The sequence below is a fragment of the Desulfovibrio sp. UIB00 genome (assembly GCF_022508225.1).
In the GTDB taxonomy this organism is placed as follows: Bacteria; Desulfobacterota; Desulfovibrionia; order Desulfovibrionales; family Desulfovibrionaceae; genus Desulfovibrio.
On record NZ_JAETXJ010000006.1, the window covers coordinates 77,537 to 95,220 of the forward strand.

The following is a 17,684-nucleotide window of genomic DNA, read 5'->3' on the forward strand; positions in this document are numbered from 1 at the left end:
CGCCTGACAAAAACTTTCCGGGCGGGCCGTTGCGCCGTGATGGCGCACTGGCATATGCCACACGGCTGCCAGCCCTGACCCGCGCGGGCGTATTTATACCTTTGCGCCTCTTGGCAGACCCCGCCCGCTTTTGCTACTCTTGCGCGTTCCAACGTTCCGGCGCTGGTCAAAAAGCCGCGCCCACATAACCCAAGGCTTACCATGACTCTAACGCTGCCGCGTCTGCTCTACCTCTTAGCCGCGCTCGCGCTGTATATGCTGCTCTGGCACAATCCGGTGACCATATTCATGGCGGCCTGTCTGTCATGCCTTTCGTTGCCGCTTTACCGGACACTACAAATGAAGGGCCGGATGTGGCGCAAACGCCTTGAAAAAACCCGGAGCGGCCCCCGCTGGCGCAAATTCCGGCTTAGTCTTTCAAGCAGCCTGCCCCTCTATGCTTACATAACCACTCTCCTCTCTTCCATACTAATTCCCATTGCCATGCTCGCCCTGCTGGTGACGCCCCAGGCGGCGGCTGGTTTTGCGCGCCTGCGCGAGCTGCAAGCCAACAATTTTCAGTTGCCGCCCGAGTGGGTGGCCAATATTCAGCAATGGCGGCTAAGCCTTGCAGAATATCCGCGCGCAGAAAAGATGGTCAGCGACTTTCTGCAAAAACTGGATGCGTTTTTTGGCGATGCCATGAGCCTGCTTTTGAGCCGAAGCATGGACTTTCTCGGCGGCACCATGACAGTGCTGTGGACAAGCTTTTTGTTCTTTACGCTCACGGTGATCTTTACCACCTATGCCCGCCACATCCGAAAAATTTCCGGCAGGATATTCCACATACCCCAAGCAATGCTCTGCCGCTTTACGGCTGCCATCCACCGGGCATTGCGAGGTATTCTGCTGGGCATTGTGCTGGTGGCTGCGGCGCAGGGCATTTTGTGCGGCATTGCCTTTGCTTTTGCAGGGGTACGCCAGCCAGCATTCTGGGGCCTGCTTGCCACGCTCGTGGCTCCCATTCCCGCCATTGGCACGGCCATAGTGTGGGTGCCGCTTTGCCTTTCGCTCTGGTTCACGGGCAACAGCATGGCCGCTGTGGGCCTGGCCCTTTGGGGCGTTGTGGTGGTGGCTGGCGTGGACAACATTCTGCGTCCGCTCTTTTTGCAGCAGGGCATCAAGGCCCCGTTCTTTGTATTGATCATCGCCATTCTTTGCGGTCTGGCGAGCTTTGGGCCGGTAGGCCTAATTGTGGGTCCTGTGCTGCTGGCTTTTGCCATTCAGGCAGTGGAAGAAGGCAACCGCACCTATAGGCACAATGGATAAGATAGACACCATACATTCCGGTTTTGGCAGGCTTGCCCCCGGGGATCAGCCCGGCAGGGCACAGCCCGGCAAACTTCCGCAAGACGCCACCCCTCGCAGTGCGGGGTTTGCGCCGTCAGCTCTGAGCTGCTTGCGGCGCATGGCGGTATTCAGCATCCTTTTTTGCGCCGTATGCGTCACGCTGCTTTCAGGTGCAACAGAATCTCGTGCAGCCAGAGGCGTGCGCGCGGCTATTCTGGTCAACATGGATACTGGCAAAGTGCTTTTTGAAAAAAACGCAGACATGTCCATCCCGCCTGCATCGCTCACCAAGGTGATGTCCATGTTCCTGACCATGGATGCCGTCAGCGCCAACCGGTTGAGCCTTGACGAAAAAATCCGCATCACGCCTGCCGCGTCCACCGTGGGCGGCTCGTCCATGCACCTCCGCAACGGGGAGCGCGTGGCGGTCAGGCAACTGCTCACCGGCGCTGCCGTTGCATCCGGCAATGACGCCATTACGGCGCTTGCCCTGCGTGTGGCTGGCAACGAGCGACAGTTCGTGCGCGCCATGAATCAAAAAGCCAAAGGGCTGGGCTTGAACCGCACGGAATTCAAGAATCCCACAGGTCTGCCCGCCGCAGGGCAGCGCTCCACCCCCCGCGATATTGCCAGCCTGACCCGCGCCTACCTTCGCGCCCACCCCGGCGCGCAAAAATTTCACAGCACCCGCGTTTTTACTCACAGGAACAGACAAATGGCCAATACAAACGCGCTGCTCGGCTCTGTGCGCGGCGTCAATGGCCTTAAAACAGGCTGGACTGTGGCTTCGGGCTACAATCTTATTGTTACAGCCCAGCGCGGCAATACCCGCATCCTGGCTGTGGTTATGGGCGGCACAAGCCGCAATGCCAGGGATGCCATGGCAACACGGCTGATCGAAGCAGGCTTTGACGGCGGCGGCGACCCAAAGAAAATCCGGCGCGCCATGGGCTACAGACGCTAAAAAAAATCTCAAAGATTCAAGATAGTTTTGTAGTAAAGAGGTTGTGAGAAACTGGCCGGATATCTGGCCGATTTCCACGACCTTTTTATTTTTGGTACGCCAGTGCGCCACGCATTGCTGCTTAGTATCGAACAAGGGATATATAAAATGATGCAGACATGAATGCGGCCACGCAGGGGCCACAGACGTACATGCCCCAAACAGAAAGCCCGCCTGACGCAGTCAGCAGCCAAAAAGACCTTAGCGCGTAAGGCGGATTCTCTGCGCGGGGAGCGCACATAGACACGTGCATGACCCAAGCAGAAAAACCGCCTGACGCAGTCAGCGGTCAAAAAGACCCTAGCGCCCCAGAGCTTGCTCCAGATCGGCGATAATATCATCCACATGCTCAACGCCCACAGAGAGGCGCACCATGCCGGGGGTAATACCGGCTTCGCGCAGCTGATCATCGGTCAGCTGGCGGTGGGTGGAGCTGGCGGGATGGAGAACGCAGGTGCGGATGTCGGCCACGTGAACCTGGAGGGATATCATTTTAAGGCTGTCGATAAAACGCGCGCCGGCTTCCCGTCCGCCTTTGAGGGATAGGGAGATGACGCCGCTGCACCCATTGGGCATGTACTTGTCGGCCAGGGCTTTTTGCGGGTGGCCGGGCAGGCGCGGATAATTGACGGATTCCACGGCGGGATGCTTTTCCAGATAGGCGGCGACGGCTTCGGCGTTGCGGCAGTGGCGTTCCATGCGCAGGGGCAGGGTTTCGAGGCCCTGATTGATGTAGAACGCGCCCTGAGGGCTCTGGCAGCAGCCCATATCGCGCATGAGCTGCACGCGCGCCTTGACGATGTAAGCGGCCTTGCCAAAGGCCTGGGAATACACGAGGCCGTGGTAGGAAGGATCAGGTTCGGTAAATTCGGGAAACTTGCCGGAGGCCCAGTCAAAGTTGCCGCTGTCCACGATGACGCCGCCCACCTGAAGGGCGTGGCCGTCCATATATTTGGTGGTGGAATGAACTACGATGTCGGCCCCGAATTCAAAGGGGCGGCAAAGCACGGGCGTGGCAAAGGTATTGTCGATGATCAGGGGCAGCCTGTGCCTGTGGGCCAGCTTGGCAAAGCGCTCAATATCCAGCACATCCATGGAGGGGTTGGAGAGCGTTTCGCCGAACACGGCGCGCGTGTTGGGCCGGAAGGCCTCTTCCAGCTCGGCCTCGGAGGCGGTTTGATCCACAAAGGTGACTTCAATGCCCAGCTTTTTGAGGGTAACGGCAAAAAGGTTGAACGTGCCGCCGTAAATGCTGGCGGCGCTTACCACATGGTCGCCGCTCTGGGCCACATTGAGCAGGGACAGCATGCTTGCCGCCTGACCGGACGAGGTGCACAGCGCGCCAACGCCGCCTTCAAGAGCGGCAATTTTCTGCTCCACGGCGTCAACCGTGGGGTTGCCAAGGCGGGAGTAAAAAAAGCCCGCTTCGGCAAGATCAAAAAGCTTCGCCACTTCGGCGGTGGTGGCGTACTTAAAGGTCGTGCTCTGCACTATGGGCAGAACGCGGGGTTCGCCATTGCCCGGTTCATAGCCCGCGTGCAGACAAAGAGATTCCGTTTTCATGCCGTCCTCTGCTGTGCTTGTGTTGGAATTTGTCGCATGTTCCCGGCTGCAATGCCGTGCGATTCAGGCACCGTAGCGCAAGCAAAGGGGCGAGGCAACCACCAAGCCTGCCTGAGAAATTTCCTGTACGGCTGATGAAGAGAAAGCAAAAAAAGTTCCTTCCTATTGACCGTTTGCATGTAGAAGTATAAGATTCTAAGAAGCAGGTGGTCGCCCTGTGGCGTGAGGCATTCTGGGGATAGCCATGACAATACGCTCTGTGACGCACTGCCCGAGTTTCTGATTTTTGTTTGCTGACAGCGCCGCAAAAAGAGCGGCCTTTCGTACGTTGTAGCGCCGCTGTCTTGATGCGGAGTTGGCGCAATTTTGTTGCGCCGCAAGCGGGCCCTGTGGCGGGGCCGAGCAAAGCCTTTCACTCACTTTTGCCAGGAGGCTATTATGCGTATTGCCGTGGGTCTGGGCAAAAAAGGCGGAGAAGAGCGTTTAGAGCGCCAGGGCATAAGCCGCCGTGACTTCATGAAATTCTGCACGGCGGTGGCGGTGACGATGGGCTTTGGCCCCTCGTTCGCCTCCGAGGTGGCCGCTGCGCTGACCGGACGTCGTCCTTCAGTGGTGTATTTGCACGCCGCTGAATGCACGGGCTGTTCCGAAGCGCTGCTGCGCACTTACAAACCCTTTATTGATGCCGTCATTCTTGACACCATCTCTCTTGACTACCACGAAACCATCATGGCCGCCGCTGGCGAAGCCGCCGAACAGGCCCTGCATGCCGCCGTGGAAAATCCCAATGGCTTTGTCTGTATGGTCGAAGGCGCCATTCCTACGGGCATGGACAACAAGTATGGCTACATTGGCGGCCATACCATGTACGACATCTGCAAAGAAATTCTGCCCAAGGCCAAGGCCGTGGTCAACATCGGCACCTGTGCCTGCTACGGCGGCGTTCAGGCTGCCAAGCCGAACCCCACCGGCGCCAAGGGCGTGAACGAATGCTTTGCCAGCCTGGGCGTCAAGGGCATCAATATTCCCGGCTGCCCCCCCAACCCCCTCAATATGGTCGGCGCACTTGTGGCCTTCTTGCAGGGCCAGAAGATTGAACTGGACGAACTGGGCCGCCCGCTCATGTTCTTTGGTCAGAGCGTGCATGACCTTTGCGAACGCCGCAAGCACTTCGACGCCGGCGAGTTTGCGCCTTCCTTCAATTCGGAAGAAGCGCGCAAGGGCTGGTGCCTTTACGAAGTGGGCTGCAAAGGCCCGCAGACGTACAACAACTGTCCCAAGGTTCTCTTCAATGAGACCAACTGGCCGGTGGCTGCCGGGCATCCCTGCATTGGTTGCAGCGAACCCGGTTTCTGGGACGAAATGTCGCCGTTCTACCAGAACTAGGGGGAATCATGAGCCAGATCAAACAAACGCCCCAGAGCAGCTACACCGGGCCCATTGTGGTGGACCCGCTGACCCGCATCGAAGGGCATCTGCGTATTGAAGTTGAAGTTGAAGGCGGCAAAATCAAGGACGCCCGCAGCTGCGGCACACTTTACCGTGGCCTTGAAGTCATCCTGAAGGGCCGCGATCCGCGTGATGCCCAACACTTCACCCAGCGCACATGCGGCGTCTGCACCTACACGCACGCCCTTGCTTCCACCCGCGCGCTTGAAGACGCTATCAACAAGCCCATTCCGGCCAACGCCACCTATATCCGCAACCTCGTCATGGCCATGCAGTTCATGCATGACCACGTGGTGCACTTCTATCACCTGCACGCCCTCGACTTTGTGGACGTGGCCAATGCCCTGCAGGCCGACCCGGCCAAGGCAGCCAAGCTGGCCCAGTCCATTTCGCCGCGTCCGGCCAAGGCAGAAGACTTTGCCGCCGTGCAGGCCAAACTGAAGACCTTTATCGAAAGCGGCCAGCTTGGCCCCTTCACCAACGCCTACTTCCTGGGCGGCCACCCGAGCTACTACCTGGAGCCGGAAGCCAACCTGGTCGCCACCGCCCACTATCTGGAAGCCCTGCGCGCCCAGGTGGAAATTGCCAAGGGCATGGCCGTGTTCGGCGCCAAAAACCCGCACACCCAGTTCACCGTGGCTGGCGGCGTGACCTGCTACGAAGCCTTGTCGCCCCAGCGCATCAAGGAATTCCGCGAATTGTACAAGAAGGCCCGCACCTTCATTGAACAGGTCTACATTCCCGACCTGCTCATGGTTGCTGGTCAGTACAAGGACTGGGCGGCCATTGGCGGCACCGACAACTTCATGGCGTTTGGCGAATTCCCCGCTGCTGGCGGCGAACGCGACCTCAACAGCCGCTGGTACAAGCCCGGCGTCATCTATGACCGCAAGATCGGCTCGGTGCAGCCCTTTGATCCTTCCAAGATCGAAGAACACGTGCGCCACAGCTGGTACGAAGGCGACAAGGCCCGCACCCCCTACGAAGGCGAAACCAAACCCTTCTTCACCAAGATGGGCGATACTGACCGTTATTCCTGGCTCAAGGCTCCCCGCTACGCGGGTCAGTCCATGGAAACCGGCCCCCTCGCTCAGGTGCTGGTGGCCTACGGTCAGAACCACAAGACCATCAAGCCTGCGGTTGACGGCGTGCTGAAGGCCCTGAACGTTGGCCCCGAAGCCCTGTTCTCCACCTTGGGCCGTACTGCTGCCCGTGGTATCCAGACTCTGGTTATCGCCCAGCAGACCGAAAACTGGCTCAACGAGTACGAAAACAACATTGCCAAGGACAAGCAGATCGTCGAAGACTACGCTGTTCCTGCCAATGCCAAGGGCGTGGGCTTCCTGGATGCCCCCCGTGGCGGTCTTTCGCACTGGATCCGCATTGAAGAAGGCAAGATCGGCAACTTCCAGCTCGTGGTGCCCACCACCTGGAACCTCGGACCCCGGGACGCCAAGGGCGTTATGGGTGCTGCCGAGCATGCGCTTGTCGGCACCCCTGTGGCCGATCCCAAGCGCCCGGTTGAAATCCTGCGCACCATCCACTCCTTCGACCCCTGCATCGCCTGCGCCGTGCATGTTATCGATGGAGAAACCAACGAAGTGCACAAGTTCAAGGTGCTGTAGCAGCGCGCTGAACACGCAGTAAATTGGCATTGAAAAGGGCGGGGCTTCCCCGCCCTTTTTTATTATGAGGCAGAGCGCAGCAGCACAATCTTCGAGCAGCCTGCAATACAGTTGCGTGAACAGCGTAGACCAGAGAAGAATATTTTGGCATATTGAACAGATATGCGGCATTGCATCCACCTGGGATGCCTTGCGCAAACTGGCAGCAACCCCCACATGAGAGCGCCAACGTGGAACAAAAAAGAATAATGATTATGGGCGTCGGCAACATATTGCTGACAGACGAAGGCTTCGGCGTACGCGCCGTGGAATATTTGCAGGCCAAATACACATGGCCGGAAAATGTTCGCCTTGAAGACGGCGGCACACAAGGCCTTTTGCTTATGTCCACGCTGATGGATTGCGATACGCTGGTGGTTCTTGACGTGGTGCTTGGGCCGGAAAAACCCGGCACCATCTATATGCTGGAAGGCGAAGACCTGCGCAAAAGCCTGAGCTTCCGCGATTCCATGCACCAGACAGATCTTCTGGATACGCTGATCACGTGCAGCATGGCCGGGCATGATGTGCAGGCCGTTGTTTTTGGCCTGCAGCCTTTTGACTACCACACAATGCAGGTGGGGCTGACCCCGGAAGCCGAAAAACTGCTGCCGGAATTTTGCACCAAGGTTGTTGCTGCCCTTGCAGAGCGCGGCATCGCCACCGCACAGCCTGTCGCCTGAAAAAAATCGCTACAAAGGCGTTCTGCGCGTATTTGAGGCTGAGCCGCCACGCAGGCGCGAGAACGTATCGCGTCCGCGAGAGCTTGACGCTCTGATTGTCTGCATCACAGCAGGCTGCAAAACAGCGCTTTGTGTCACATAAATAAAACAAGCCGGGCGCGTTTTCGGAAATTTCCGACTCGCGCCCGGCTTTGTCGCACAAGCAGCTTTTGATTGCTGTCCGTCAGGATTCATCAGGACTCGTCTGGGAGCGAGAGTTCGCTGAACAGGGCAAAGCCCTCGGCGCGCAGCATCTCTGCCCACACGCCATCCCCCGCACAAAACGTGTGGCTGAAGCTGCCATCATAAATGCGGTCAAATCCGCAGGACGGAGAGCGGCTCTTTATAATTGCGGCGGTGCAGGCATTCTTGCGGGCAAGGTCCACAGCAAGGGCTGCGCCACGCTCAAAAGCATCCGTCACGTCTTGCCCGTCACGGTTCACAACGCGGTTGCCCAGCCGTTCGCAGGGGCTGCGCGGCGTTTCAAGCCCGCCCAGAACCTCCGGGCAGACAGACACTGCCCTGCCTTCTTCCACCAGCCGCACCACGAGCTCACAGGTATTGTCGCCGCCGTCATAGCGGCAGCGCTCGCCAGCCAGACAGGCGCTGACTATGTAGCGCGGAGTCATTACTTGCTTTCACCTTCGGGCAGCAGGGCCGCTTCCCACATTTCCTGATAATACATGCAGGTGCCGGGATTCCAGGCCGTGGCCGTGGCGTGGTCATAACTTTCGGTTATGGGCCAGTCAGTGTGGGGCTTCAAGGCTTCCTCAAAGGAAGATGCCTCCACAACAGCCTCAAATTCCAGATTCAGCGTATAATTGGGGCCTTTCATAAAGCGCAGATGATAATGCGGCATAGCCTTATCCTTCGCACAGTTTCGCCAGCAGATGCCGGACAAACGGTTATCACGTCTTGGGCAACGGCCGCGTTACAAACGGGTGTTCATGGCCTGCAACGGGGATACCGCGCCGAGGCGCATACTGACCGCGCACCTCAATGGCGGCAACAGATCAAGTACAAGCAGACCTTACAGGTGCCAAACAACGTCATTGCCCGCAGCACACAAGAGCGCCGGGGAGGAAACCCTCCCCGGCGTTCATATCAATGGGCGTCAGGCACGTCTAGTGCGTGGTCATGACGAACTTGCTGATGACAAAGAGCACAACCAGCAGAGCCACGCCGATGCCCCAGCTCCAGTGAACGAGCTTGAGTTCAACGGGATCCAGCGGTTCGTATTCCATCTTCTCGATTTCTTCGTGAAGCTTAACTTCGCTTTTCGTTTCCATAACTTACTCCGTATATTGGACTAGCCAGCCATCACAGGCGGGGTCATGCCGTGGAAGAAGGCATAAGAAATGAACAGGCCCACCCAGATGATGAAGCCGAACAGGCACACGATGTACACAACTGCCAGACGGCCAATGCCTTCTTCCTTCAGCTTGCGGAAGTTGGACACCAGACCAATGCTGAAGAAGGTCAGCAGGAAGAACATGACGCGGAAGCCGTTGAGGGCGCCGGCCATGGACTTGCCGAGCTTGTGCAGTTCAGGCGAAGACAGGCAGAAGAACAGCAGGATCAGGAAGGTGCCAAGGTACCCCAGCACGAAGCGGGGGAAACGATCCATAACGTCGCTCCAGGTCATGGTGCGTTCGCCACGGGTTTTGTCGAACTTGGCAGTCCAGATGTAGGCGAGGACCAGGGCCCATACGCCGATGAACATATCGATGAAGATTTTGACGGTGGTGGTCACCATCACGACCCAGCCTGGCTCCCACTTGGTGCCGAGGCCAGCCATCTTGGAAAGAATCAGGGATTCAGTGATGGCGCCGCTGGCGATAGCGCCGCCGTCAGACTTAACGGCAAGGCCCATCCAGCCACCGGCCACCATGGGTTCGGTGTACAGGAAGTGCTGCGCGATAAAGGGCAGGATCAGCATTTCGATGCAGGTGAACACCACGACCAGCGAGGACACCATGATCGGCACCACAGGCCGGGCGCGGATGGCGCCGCCGGTGGCGATGGCCGCAGAGACGCCGCAGATGGAAATGCCCGAAGCAAGGGGAGCGGCCCATTCCTTATTGAACTTGAAGTACTTGCGAGCCACGTAGTAAACAACGGACCAGTACAGCAAGTAAGCTTCAACAATGGCGCACAGGCCTCGGAAAATAACGTGACCGGCAAAGCCAGCGGCGTCGGCGGCCTTCACGCCAAGCTCAGCACCAAGAATAACGATGGCGATTTTGACGAAAAGTTCGGGACGGCAGGCTTCGCGCAGGGATTCAGCAAAACCAGGCGTAAGGTTGCCCAGCAGAATGCCCATGACCAAGGCCACAATAAGGCCAGCCTCGGTGCTCAGACCAAGCGACCATGTGATGCCCTGCTTGGCGATTTCCGTGGGGTTGGCTGCAATGTAGGCGTTGGCGCCAACAGTGTAGCAGGCGATGGCAATGAAGAAAATGCAGGTAAAACCGTAAAGGAACTTGCCGATGTTGCCTTTCATGAGCTTGATGCCCACAGACATGACGGCGGCAATGAACACATAGCTGGCGATCAGAGCCCCCACGCCAGGCAATGCACCCTTAGAGGCCGAAGCCCAGCAATCCAGCGGGCTTTTGACCCACATGCCCATTTTGAGGCCCCAGCCCAGCAGATCCAGGCCAGCGAACTTGCCCAGCGCCAGCAAGAAGATGAAGCAGCCGATAAGCAGGGCTACTTTGTCTTCATTATAGGCTTTTGTTGATGCCATACCCAAACTCCTCCGTACAGGTTAAGCTAAACAAACAAACTCCAGCCGCACCTACGCCGCACAGACCACCTTGTTCCATAAAGAACAGAGCAGTCTTCATGAGGCGTCTTGCCGCGGAAACAGCTGGAAACCGATACTTGCAGCACCAATTTTGCGGTCTGCCGACCATTGGCGCATGTGGAAAAACATACCTTTATGCAAGATATTGTCAAGCTTAAGTCCAAAGTTTAACAATCAGTCATCAAGTACCAGAGCTGTTTCACCAGCGGGTAAAGCTAAAAAAGCGCACCACCTCCTCGCCCCTCTATTCACATGCCTACCCCCAAAACATCATTGAAGGTGGGCGGCAGAGCGTAAAAATGCAGGCTCTAACATTTTTTTCAAATTTTCTGTTGACACTACCCGGCAGTTTCACATATACACGTTTCTCGCGTTGGGCTGTCGTTCAATTGGCAGGACGACGGATTCTGACTCCGTTAATCAAGGTTCGAGTCCTTGCAGCCCAGCCAACAACACCGCGTCCCCATCGTCTAGCCGGCCCAGGACAACGGCCTTTCACGCCGTCGACAGGGGTTCAAATCCCCTTGGGGACGCCACTCGAGAATAAAGGGTTACATTGAAAAATGTAACCCTTTTTTCGTGCGCTTTCTACAGCCCCACGGGACGCATCCCCCGCAGCATTCATTTTTCTTTTACTCCGGCACCTTCTCGCGTAAAGGGCAAGCTGGCCTGCATGGTATGCCCATTTTATTAGGGTAAGCCAGACCTTCTGGGGCAGTTTCCCCCTTGCCCAGATGGGCAAGCCGCCACTATACTTGCCATTGCCCGGCCCTGACGCCGCAAGGCAAGCCCAAAGGAAACCGCCCATGCCCGCATCCCTGCTGCTCAATCCCTTTCGCACCGCGCCCGCTCAGGGCGTGGACGTTACCGCTTTTTCACCCGCCGTGGCCCGGCATGTCCGCGCGTATCACGCCTCTTTCAGCCAGTACCACCCCACTCCATTGGTGAGCCTGCCGGGGCTGGCGGCAAGCCTTGGCCTAAAAAACGTCTGCGTAAAGGATGAGTCACACCGCTTTGGCCTCAACGCCTTCAAGGTGCTCGGCGGCTCCTACGCAGTGGCCCGCTGCCTTGCCGAGCACATGCGCCTGCCAGCCGAAGGCCTTGTGCGGGGCATGCTTGAGGCCCCCGCCGCCAGAGCAGCCGCAGGGCAGATCACCTTTATCAGCACAACGGACGGCAACCACGGCAGGGGGCTGGCATGGACAGCCCGCGAGCTGGGCTATCCCTGCATCATCTACATGCCCAAAGGGTCGGACAAAACCCGCCAGAACAACATTCTGGCGCTCGGCGCGCAGTGCAACATCACGGATCTCAATTATGACGACACCGTGCGTATGAGCTGGAATCTGGCGCAGGAAAAAGGCTATGTAATGGTGCAGGACACCGCGTGGGAGGGCTACGAACAGATTCCCGCATGGATCATGCAGGGGTACTTGACCCTTGCCGCAGAAATTCTGGAGCAGATGGACGCAGCCGCCATTCGCCCGACGCACTGTTTTCTTCAGGCGGGCGTAGGATCATTTGCCGCTGCTGTGGCGGGTTTTCTGGTGGCGGCCCTTGGCGAGGCGGCCCCACGGTTCATTGTGGTGGAACCGCACGCCGCCGATTGCTTTTACCGCTCCGCACTGGCGGGCAACGGCAAGGCCCATGCCGTGGGCGGCGACCTGCAAACCCTCATGGCCGGGCTTGCCTGCGGCGAACCGAGCAGTCTGGCCTGGAGCATCCTCAAGGATTACAGCACGGCCTTCATGTCCTGCCCGGATTACATGGCAGCCAATGGCATGCGTTTGTTGGCGGCGCCCGTGAGGGGCGATCAGCCCATTGTTTCCGGCGAATCTGGCGCAGCTGGCGCGGGTGCGCTGCACTGGCTCATGAGCAGCCCTGCTGCGGCAGACCAGCGCGCAGCTCTGGGCCTGAACGCCGATGCCTCGGTTCTGCTCATCAGCACCGAGGGCGACACTGTGCCGCACATCTACAAAAAGATTGTCTGGCAGGGCGCGTATGCGGATGAGGAGTGCGCCTGACACCAGCCGCACCCGTCAAGAATTGTGCATATGCCCATATGCGCCCATTAGCGGTTGTTTTCCCATTCCTTTTTCAACAGCGCATAAAGGCATGTGTTTTCGTATTTGGGCGTTCCATCGGCATTGCTGACAAATGAAATGAACTCCTTGAAAAGCCCTTCCCTGCGCATGCCCATCCGCTCGCACAGTTTTTGCGAGCGGATGTTGTCATCTTCCACATAGGCATATATCCGCCGTGCGCCCTTGCGGGTAAAAAGAATATCAAGAAACGCCCTTGCGGCCTCGCTTGCGTATCCTTTTCCCTCATGGCTGGCGTTCAGATGCCAGCCCACGCCATAGGTATCCGGTTCATCATTCGCGGCAAACATCAGCCCGATCATCTCATCCTGCTCTTTGAGGCAAACCGCCAGTTGCACGGGGTCTGCGCTTCGCCGCGCAACATCGGCAACCGCCGCGTCCATCGAGTCCAGACGGTCAGACGCAAAACAGTGGACGCGTGGGTGCGAAAGCATTTCAAGGAGGCCTGCCGCGTCCTTGGCTTCAAAAGGTCTCAGGACAAGACGTTCCGTTTCAAATTTTATCACAGCAACCTCCTGTATTTCAAAATCATCATCTCTGATCATGGCATGCTCAATGTTGTTCTTGCTGGGCCGCAGGCTCGGCAGAAGGTCCTTTCCGCCGCAGCTTTCCGCTGAAAAAACGGTTCACTACAATGAAGAACAGCGGCGTGTAGTAAATGCCCAGGCCTGTTGCGGTGATCATGCCTGTCAGCACGGCTGTACCAAGGGCGTTTTGCGCGCCGGAGCCCGCCCCGCTGCTGAGCGCCAGCGGCACCACACCAAGGATGAAGCATAGCGAAGTCATTATGATAGGCCGCAGGCGAAGCCGGGAGGCCTCTACCGTGGCTGCAACCAGATCCTTGCCGCCCCGGTGCATTTCTCTGGCAAATTCCACGATCAGGATTGAGTTCTTGGCCGACAGGCCAATGATCGTCAGCAGTGCAATTTGCAGGTAGATGTCGTTATTCATGCCGCGCAGGTACACGCCGCCCAAGGCGCCCACAATGCCGGTGGGCACCGCCAGCAGCACCGCCAGCGGGATAGTCCAGCTTTCGTACAGGGCAGCCAGGCAAAGAAAGACCACGATAATGGAAACAGCGTAGAGCAAAGGGGCCTGGCTTGCGGACACACGCTGCTGATAGGAAAGCCCCGTCCAAGCATAGTCAAAGCCGGGGGGCAGACTTGCCGCGCTTTTTTCCATTGCCGCCATGGCCTGCCCGGTGCTTTGCCCCGGTGCGGCGGCCCCTTCAATCTTTACGGACGGTATGCCCTGATAGCGGGTCAGGCTTGGGGAAGCCAGAACAGACTTTACGCCGATAAAACTGGAGAACGGCACCATCTCGTCCTTGGTGTTGCGCAGATAAAAACGGCTGAAATCGCCTATTCCGGAGCGAACCGAAGGCTCCGCCTGAAAGTAAACCTTTTTTGTTCTGCCCTTATCCGAAAAATCGTTGATATATTCGCCCGCCCAGTAGGCGCTGATGGCGCTGTTTATTTCAGCTCTGGTCAGGCCGTAAGCGCCAGCCTTGCTGTTGTCGATGACCAGATCATACTGCTCGGTATCGGCCATGCCGCTATACCTTACGCTGGTAACAGCAGCGGATTTTGCCGCACTTTCCAGCAGGGCATCCTTGGCCGTGAGCAAGGCCGCGTGCCCTTTGCCGCCGCGATCCATCAGTTCCAGCTCAAAGCCGGAGGAAGTGCCAAGCTCCATGACCGCCGGGGGCGACATCACAACTATTTCCGCCCCGGCTATGGATGAAAACCGTTCCGTGGAGCGCTCCATCACGTCAGAGGCGCTCTGCCCCGGGCCGCGTTTGCTCCAGTCCTTGAGCAGGGGAAGCACCATGGCCGAGTTCTGGCCGGTACCGCTGAATCCCCAGCCGATAACGCTCATGACGCTTTCTATGGAATCCTTTTCGTCGTTGCGAAAGTAGGCATCGACCTCTTTGACAATCTTTTCCGTGCGCTCCAGTGACGCGCCCGGCGGCAACTGCACGTCAACATACAGTATTCCCTGATCTTCATCCGGCAAAAATGCCGAAGGCAAAAGCAGAAACAAGGCCAGACACCCTGCCGCCAATGCCGCAAACACTACGCCCCACCGCAAGGGCCGCCGCACCATGCCGCTCACGCCAAGGCTGTAGCGTTCCGTAAAGGCCGCAAACCATCGGTTGAAGCGCCCAAAGAAGCCCTCCCCCGTTCCACTCACATGCGCGCGCAGCATGGTGGCGCACAGGGCAGGCGTGAGTACAATGGCGACCACCACGGAAAGTACCATTGACGCAACAATGGTCACGGAAAACTGCCGGAAGATTGCCCCGGTGGAACCGGGCATAAAGGCCATGGGAACAAAGACGGCGGATATGACCACGGCAACGCCCACAAGCGCCCCGGTTATCTGCCGCATGGATTTGAGCGCGGCCTCTTTTGGGGCAAGCCCCTCATTGCGCATGAGGCGTTCCACATTTTCCACCACAACAATGGCGTCATCCACCAAAAGGCCGATAGCCAGCACCATGCCGAACATAGTCAGCGTGTTGATGGAAAAACCCGTTGCCGCAAATACCGCGAACACTCCGAGCAGCACCACAGGTACGGCAATGGCCGGAATAAGCGTGGCGCGATAGCTCTGCATGAACACAAACATCACCGCCACCACAAGCGCGATGGCCTCAAACAGGGTACGCACAACCGAGCGTATGGATTTTTCCACAATAGGCGCGCGGTCATCAGCATAGGCATACTTGAGCCCCGGCGGGAAAAAGCTGGCGAGCGACTGCAATTCGGCCTTGATGCCCCTGGTAGTTTGCAGAACGTTGGCCCCCGATGAAAGCTTGAAAGCCAGCCCCGTACCAGCATGCCCGTTGAAAAATGTGGTGCCCATGGAACTTTCTTCATTCAGTTCGATGCGGGCAACCTCCTTGAGCAGTACTGCGGAGCCGTTTTCTTCCACCCGCAGTTGAATCTGTTCAAACTGTTCCGCTGTTTCCAGGCTGGATGAGGCGTTGATGGCAATATTGATCTCCTGCCCCGGCATGGCTGGCGCAGCCCCCACCTGACCGCCAGCAACCTGGGCGTTCTGGGCGCGCACGGCAGCAACAACGTCCTGCGGATTCAGCTTGTACTGGCGCATTTTGTCCGGATCGCACCAAATACGCATGGCATTTTGAAAACCATACAGGGTGATTGCGCCAACGCCCTGAACGCGGCTCAAGGGGTCAACCAGCGAGCTTGCCACATAGTCGCTTATGTCGTTGGGGCGCATGGTGTCGCTGGCATCGTAAAAAGCCACTGTCATGAACGAATTGTCCACGGCTTTGGACGTCTGAACGCCCTGCCGCTGCACGGTATCTGGCAACAGGGAAAGAGCCTGCTGCACCTTGTTCTGCACCTGCACCTGCGCCGTATCGGCATCCGTGCCCGCTGCAAAGGTGAGGATAATTTCCGTATCGCCGGAGGAACTGCTGGTTGATTTCATGTGCAGCAGGTTGTCCAGGCCTTTTATCTGCTGCTCAATTATCTGCGTGACGCTGCGGTCAACAATGGACGCGGTCGCTCCTGTGTACTGGGCCGAGATGGATATCTGCGGCAGGGCGATATCCGGGTAATGCGCAATGGGGAGCCTGCCAAGAGCAAGCAGCCCGGCCAGCATAATGATGATGGCAATCACCCAGGCGAAGATTGGGCGATTGATGAAAAAAGCTGCCATACCCTACCGCACCTCGGTGGCAGACGCCGCATGGGCGCCCTTGGCCTGCGATGCTTGCACAGGTACGCCCCGAACAAGCTCGCCGGGGGCCGCTTTCTGGAAGCCCTCAACCACCAGCAGGTCGCCAGCGCTGAGGCCCGCGCCCACAATCCAGCGGTTGCCGTATGCGCGGTCAATGCTCACATCGCGCCGCGTCAGACGAAAAATCCCGTCTTCCGCGCCCTCTTTCTGCAAGACGTAAACAGAGTGCCCGCCAGTGTTGTTCACAAAGGCGGCCCCCTGCGGGATCAGCACGGCCTTGTCCACCGAGCCTTCTTCAATAGCGGCCTTAACGTACATGCCCGGCAGCAGCAGCCCGTCAGGATTATCGACCACAGCCCTCAGCCTTATGCTCCCCGTGCTCTGCGCCACAGATATTTCAGAAAACAGCAGGTCGCCCTGTATCCAGGCCGATTCGCCAGCATGCGCTGCTGTGACCACTGGCGTATAGGGCGAGCCGTCTTCAAGCGTCAGGCGGATTTTTGCTGTATCGCCGTTGGCGGATATGCGGCCCTGCGCAAGGGCGCGGCGCAGGCGGATAGCCTCCGCGCTGGATTGCGTCATATCAATATAGACTTGGTCAATCTGCTGAATGACGGCCAGAGGGGACGACTGGTTGGCAGTAACCAGAGCGCCGACCGTAACGGCAGAGGCCCCAATGCGGCCTGACACCGGGGCTTTTATTTCCGTATAGGCGAGGTTGATGGCCGCTGTTTCAAGCTCAGCCTCCGCCCTGGCAACGCGGGCGCGGGCCTGACCGTGCTGCGAGATGGAATTGTCCAGCTCCTGCTGGCTGACGGCGTATTGCTTGATCAGCGTCCGCTGGCGTTTTTCCAGCAGGGCAATGGCGGTAACAGCGGCCTTTGCCTCAGCAAGCGATGCTCTGGCTGTGGCGTGGGCCGCCTGATAGATGGCCGGGTCTATGCGGTACAAGACCTGCCCTTTTTTTATATCGGCACCCTCTTCAAACAGGCGCTCAATGATAATGCCGTCAACCTGAGGCCGAACCTCCGCCGTCACCAGCGCGGACACTCTCCCCGGCAGCGTACTGCCCAGGGTCAGCTTTTCTTCACCCAGCACAAGGTATTGCACCTCGGCATGGGCTGGGCCAGACACCTCCTCCTTGGTGCATCCAAGGGCGAGCACCGTCAGCCCCAAGGGCACGAGCAGCCACAGTCGAAATTTTTTCATACTAAACCAGCGCATTACAAACACCTCTGCTCTTGTATGGGCAAACAACCTCGGGCTTGCCCTTTTGCCTGTAATTTGCCAGCGTAAACTATACAGTTACTTTAGAGTCAAGGGAAAAAT

At 58.0% G+C, this 17,684-nt stretch carries 14 protein-coding genes and 2 tRNA genes; 8 read left to right on the forward strand and 8 right to left on the reverse strand.

Translation table 11 applies throughout. The annotated features are described in order from the left end of the window. Positions 1-255 precede the first annotated feature (255 nt). Complete coding sequence (locus tag JMF94_RS10680; protein WP_240825077.1) at positions 256-1,308, forward strand: AI-2E family transporter; 1,053 nt, start codon at positions 256-258, stop codon at positions 1,306-1,308. Beyond that, positions 1,301-2,293 carry a D-alanyl-D-alanine carboxypeptidase family protein gene (locus JMF94_RS10685; RefSeq protein ID WP_240825078.1) on the forward strand — a complete coding sequence of 331 codons (993 nt, stop codon included), beginning with the start codon at positions 1,301-1,303 and terminating at the stop codon, positions 2,291-2,293. The genes JMF94_RS10680 and JMF94_RS10685 overlap by 8 nt, the downstream gene beginning before the upstream one ends. 339 nt (positions 2,294-2,632) lie before the next feature. Here JMF94_RS10685 and JMF94_RS10690 read toward each other — a convergent pair whose 3' ends face one another. Next, positions 2,633-3,895: an O-acetylhomoserine aminocarboxypropyltransferase/cysteine synthase family protein gene (locus tag JMF94_RS10690; protein WP_240825079.1), complete on the reverse strand. Its 1,263-nt coding sequence runs from the start codon at positions 3,893-3,895 to the stop codon at positions 2,633-2,635. A gap of 438 nt (positions 3,896-4,333) precedes the next feature. On the opposite strand from JMF94_RS10690, the gene JMF94_RS10695 reads away from it, so the two are divergent. The 3 genes from JMF94_RS10695 (at position 4,334) to JMF94_RS10705 (ending at position 7,691) form a co-directional block, all read left to right on the forward strand. Further along, entirely contained in the window at positions 4,334-5,281 is a 948-nt protein-coding gene (locus tag JMF94_RS10695) for a hydrogenase small subunit (RefSeq protein ID WP_192112984.1), read from the forward strand. A gap of 8 nt (positions 5,282-5,289) precedes the next feature. Further along, positions 5,290-6,969 (forward strand): nickel-dependent hydrogenase large subunit, encoded by a 1,680-nt coding sequence (locus JMF94_RS10700; RefSeq protein WP_240825080.1) that lies wholly within the window; start codon positions 5,290-5,292, stop codon positions 6,967-6,969. Positions 6,970-7,223: 254 nt separating this feature from the next. Beyond that, positions 7,224-7,691 (forward strand): HyaD/HybD family hydrogenase maturation endopeptidase, encoded by a 468-nt coding sequence (locus JMF94_RS10705; protein ID WP_240825081.1) that lies wholly within the window; start codon positions 7,224-7,226, stop codon positions 7,689-7,691. 233 nt (positions 7,692-7,924) lie between these two features. Here JMF94_RS10705 and JMF94_RS10710 read toward each other — a convergent pair whose 3' ends face one another. The 4 genes from JMF94_RS10710 to JMF94_RS10725 form a co-directional block, all read right to left on the reverse strand. After that, positions 7,925-8,359 (reverse strand): DUF523 domain-containing protein, encoded by a 435-nt coding sequence (locus JMF94_RS10710; RefSeq protein WP_240825082.1) that lies wholly within the window; start codon positions 8,357-8,359, stop codon positions 7,925-7,927. Next, positions 8,359-8,589, reverse strand: coding sequence for a hypothetical protein (locus tag JMF94_RS10715; RefSeq protein WP_240825083.1), 231 nt, complete (start codon positions 8,587-8,589; stop codon positions 8,359-8,361). Before JMF94_RS10715 ends, JMF94_RS10710 begins: the two co-directional genes overlap by 1 nt. A 265-nt stretch (positions 8,590-8,854) precedes the next feature. Next, positions 8,855-9,019, reverse strand: a complete 165-nt coding sequence (locus JMF94_RS10720) for a bacteriocin-type signal sequence (RefSeq protein ID WP_240825084.1) — start codon at positions 9,017-9,019, stop codon at positions 8,855-8,857. 20 nt (positions 9,020-9,039) lie between these two features. Then, the gene (locus JMF94_RS10725; protein ID WP_240825085.1) at positions 9,040-10,479 is read right to left on the reverse strand and encodes a putative sulfate exporter family transporter; all 1,440 of its coding nucleotides are present in this window, start codon (positions 10,477-10,479) and stop codon (positions 9,040-9,042) included. 434 nt (positions 10,480-10,913) lie between these two features. Here JMF94_RS10725 and JMF94_RS10730 point away from each other — a divergent pair. The 3 genes from JMF94_RS10730 (at position 10,914) to dpaL (ending at position 12,563) form a co-directional block, all read left to right on the forward strand. After that, positions 10,914-10,988, forward strand: a tRNA-Gln gene (locus JMF94_RS10730). A gap of 10 nt (positions 10,989-10,998) precedes the next feature. After that, positions 10,999-11,075: transfer RNA gene (locus JMF94_RS10735), tRNA-Glu, on the forward strand. A gap of 270 nt (positions 11,076-11,345) precedes the next feature. Further along, positions 11,346-12,563 carry a diaminopropionate ammonia-lyase gene (gene dpaL, locus JMF94_RS10740; protein ID WP_240825086.1) on the forward strand — a complete coding sequence of 406 codons (1,218 nt, stop codon included), beginning with the start codon at positions 11,346-11,348 and terminating at the stop codon, positions 12,561-12,563. 47 nt (positions 12,564-12,610) lie between these two features. On the opposite strand, the gene JMF94_RS10745 is transcribed toward dpaL, so the two are convergent. The 3 genes from JMF94_RS10745 to JMF94_RS10755 are packed head-to-tail and all read right to left on the reverse strand — an operon-like array spanning position 12,611 to position 17,564. Then, positions 12,611-13,147 (reverse strand): GNAT family protein, encoded by a 537-nt coding sequence (locus JMF94_RS10745; RefSeq protein ID WP_240825087.1) that lies wholly within the window; start codon positions 13,145-13,147, stop codon positions 12,611-12,613. 46 nt (positions 13,148-13,193) lie between these two features. Next, positions 13,194-16,334, reverse strand: a complete 3,141-nt coding sequence (locus JMF94_RS10750) for an efflux RND transporter permease subunit (RefSeq protein ID WP_240825088.1) — start codon at positions 16,332-16,334, stop codon at positions 13,194-13,196. A 3-nt stretch (positions 16,335-16,337) separates the two neighbouring features. Beyond that, complete coding sequence (locus JMF94_RS10755) at positions 16,338-17,564, reverse strand: efflux RND transporter periplasmic adaptor subunit (RefSeq protein WP_240825089.1); 1,227 nt, start codon at positions 17,562-17,564, stop codon at positions 16,338-16,340. Between the last annotated feature and the right edge of the window lie 120 nt (positions 17,565-17,684).

Bases quoted from the DNA above. Each gene is read 5' to 3' on its own strand.
- JMF94_RS10680 (WP_240825077.1), top strand. From the start codon at position 256: ATGCTGCTCTGGCACAATCCGGTGACCATATTCATGGCGGCCTGTCTG.
- JMF94_RS10685 (WP_240825078.1), top strand. From the start codon at position 1,301: ATGGATAAGATAGACACCATACATTCCGGTTTTGGCAGGCTTGCCCCC.
- JMF94_RS10690 (WP_240825079.1), bottom strand. From the start codon at position 3,895: ATGAAAACGGAATCTCTTTGTCTGCACGCGGGCTATGAACCGGGCAAT.
- JMF94_RS10695 (WP_192112984.1), top strand. From the start codon at position 4,334: ATGCGTATTGCCGTGGGTCTGGGCAAAAAAGGCGGAGAAGAGCGTTTA.
- JMF94_RS10700 (WP_240825080.1), top strand. From the start codon at position 5,290: ATGAGCCAGATCAAACAAACGCCCCAGAGCAGCTACACCGGGCCCATT.
- JMF94_RS10705 (WP_240825081.1), top strand. From the start codon at position 7,224: ATGGGCGTCGGCAACATATTGCTGACAGACGAAGGCTTCGGCGTACGC.
- JMF94_RS10710 (WP_240825082.1), bottom strand. From the start codon at position 8,359: ATGACTCCGCGCTACATAGTCAGCGCCTGTCTGGCTGGCGAGCGCTGC.
- JMF94_RS10715 (WP_240825083.1), bottom strand. From the start codon at position 8,589: ATGCCGCATTATCATCTGCGCTTTATGAAAGGCCCCAATTATACGCTG.
- JMF94_RS10720 (WP_240825084.1), bottom strand. From the start codon at position 9,019: ATGGAAACGAAAAGCGAAGTTAAGCTTCACGAAGAAATCGAGAAGATG.
- JMF94_RS10725 (WP_240825085.1), bottom strand. From the start codon at position 10,479: ATGGCATCAACAAAAGCCTATAATGAAGACAAAGTAGCCCTGCTTATC.
- dpaL (WP_240825086.1), top strand. From the start codon at position 11,346: ATGCCCGCATCCCTGCTGCTCAATCCCTTTCGCACCGCGCCCGCTCAG.
- JMF94_RS10750 (WP_240825088.1), bottom strand. From the start codon at position 16,334: ATGGCAGCTTTTTTCATCAATCGCCCAATCTTCGCCTGGGTGATTGCC.
- JMF94_RS10755 (WP_240825089.1), bottom strand. From the start codon at position 17,564: ATGAAAAAATTTCGACTGTGGCTGCTCGTGCCCTTGGGGCTGACGGTG.